Source organism: Mesorhizobium sp. M7A.F.Ca.CA.003.01.2.1 (genome assembly GCF_003998945.1).
Lineage (GTDB): Bacteria > Pseudomonadota > Alphaproteobacteria > Rhizobiales > Rhizobiaceae > Mesorhizobium > Mesorhizobium ciceri.
In genome coordinates this window covers 1-1,797 of the sequence record NZ_RZRA01001055.1, presented here as the reverse complement: position 1 = coordinate 1,797, position 1,797 = coordinate 1, and the positions used below count along the sequence as shown (strand labels likewise).

General features: G+C 69.4%; 1 protein-coding gene. It reads left to right on the top strand.

Translation table 11 applies throughout. The features are described 5' to 3' along the window. On the top strand, positions 1-1,797 hold a 1,797-nt coding region (gene addB / locus EN969_RS29535; RefSeq protein ID WP_127419650.1), incomplete at both ends, for a double-strand break repair protein AddB.

The following is a 1,797-nucleotide window of genomic DNA, read 5'->3' as shown; positions in this document are numbered from 1 at the left end:
CCGCCGATTTCGGCAACCGAACGCCTGTTGCTGCTGACGCCGCTGGTGCGCGCCTGGAAACGCCGGCTGCCGGCGCATGTCGCCGCCCTTTTCGCCGAGGAGATCGTCATCCCGGCTTCCACCGCCGACGCGATCTGGCTGGCGCGCGATCTCGCCCGGCTGATGGACGAGATCGAGACGGAAGGCACCGACTGGGCCAAGCTCACCGATCTGGTGACCGGCAATCTTGCCGGATGGTGGCAGGTGACGCTCGAATTCCTCGGCATCGTCACCGAAGCCTGGCCGAAATTCCTCGCGGAAAGCGACCGCTCCAATCCGGCCGCGCATCGCAGCGCGCTGATCCGCGCCGAGGCGGCGCGGCTGCAGCGCAATCCGCCCGCCGGCCCGGTCATCGCCGCAGGCTCGACCGGCTCGATACCAGCGACGGCCGAATTGCTTGCCGCGATCGCGCGCCTGCCCGGCGGCGCCATCGTGCTGCCGGGTCTCGACCGGACGCTGGACGAAGCGTCGTTCCAGGCGATTGCCGCGCCTGGCGCGCGTCCAGCCGTACTCGGCCACCCGCAATATGGCTTGGCCAGGCTGATCGGCAAGATCGGCGTATTGCGCGGCGACGTCGAGGAGATTGGCGTGGCCGAACCGCGACGTGCGCTTCGCGCTGCCCTTGTCGGCGAAGCGCTGCGGCCGGCCGAAACCACCGAACTCTGGGCCGAGACACGTGCCGGTTTCCCGGCGTCCGACATTGCCGGCGCCTTCGCCGAGGTGACCTTGCTCGAAGCCGCCAGCGAACGTGATGAGGCCGTCGCCATCGCCGTCGCGCTCAAGCGCGCGGTCGAACAGCCCGGCCAAAGGGCGGCTCTCGTCACCGGCGACCGCGCGCTGGCGCGGCGCGTCTCGATCGAGCTCCAGCGCTTCGGCGTCGTTGCCGACGATTCCGGTGGCACACCGCTCGCCAACACTCCGGCGGCCAGCCTGCTCAGGCTGGCGCTCGAGGCACTGTTCCGGCCAGGCGATCCGGTTGGCCTGCTGTCGCTGCTCAAGCATCCGCTGCTCGGCCTCGGCCTCGAACGGGCCGATGTGCGCCACGCGGCGGAGCTGATCGAACTGGTGGCGTTGCGCGGCGGCACAGGCCGCCCCGACATCGTTTCGCTACCGGAACTGTTCGAAGCCCGCCTCACCGGCTTGGGCGGCGGCAGCCGGCAGCCCTTCTGGTTTTCCCGGCTGACCGTGCGCTCTATCGAAACTGCGCGGAATTTGCTCGAACGTCTCAAGCAGGCGCTGGCGCCGCTCGCAGCCTTCCGAGGCCGGGATGACGCCGACCTTGCCGCGCTTGTCAGGGCCAGTGTCGTGACACTCGAAAATCTCGGCCGCATCGCCGACGGCGGCCTTGGCGAACTCTATGCCGGTGACGCCGGCGAGAAGCTTGCCGAACTGCTGCGCGGGCTGGTCGCGGCTTCGGCTTCGCTGTCCTTCGCGGCGACCGAGTGGCCCGACATCATGGCGGCGCTGATCGCGCCTGAAACGGTCAAGCCGGCACAAGGCACCGACCGGAACATCGCCATCTGGGGCGCGCTGGAAGCCCGGTTGCAGACGGTCGACACGCTGGTCATCGGCGGGCTCAACGAGGGCGTATGGCCGCGCAAGCCAGAGAGCGACCGCTTCATGTCGCGGCTGATGAAGACCGGCATCGACCTCGAACCGCCCGAGCGGCGTATCGGCCTTGCCGCGCATGATTTCCAGATGGCCATGGGCGCCGGGAAGGTGGTGCTGTCCCGCTCGGCACGTGCCGGCGATGCACCC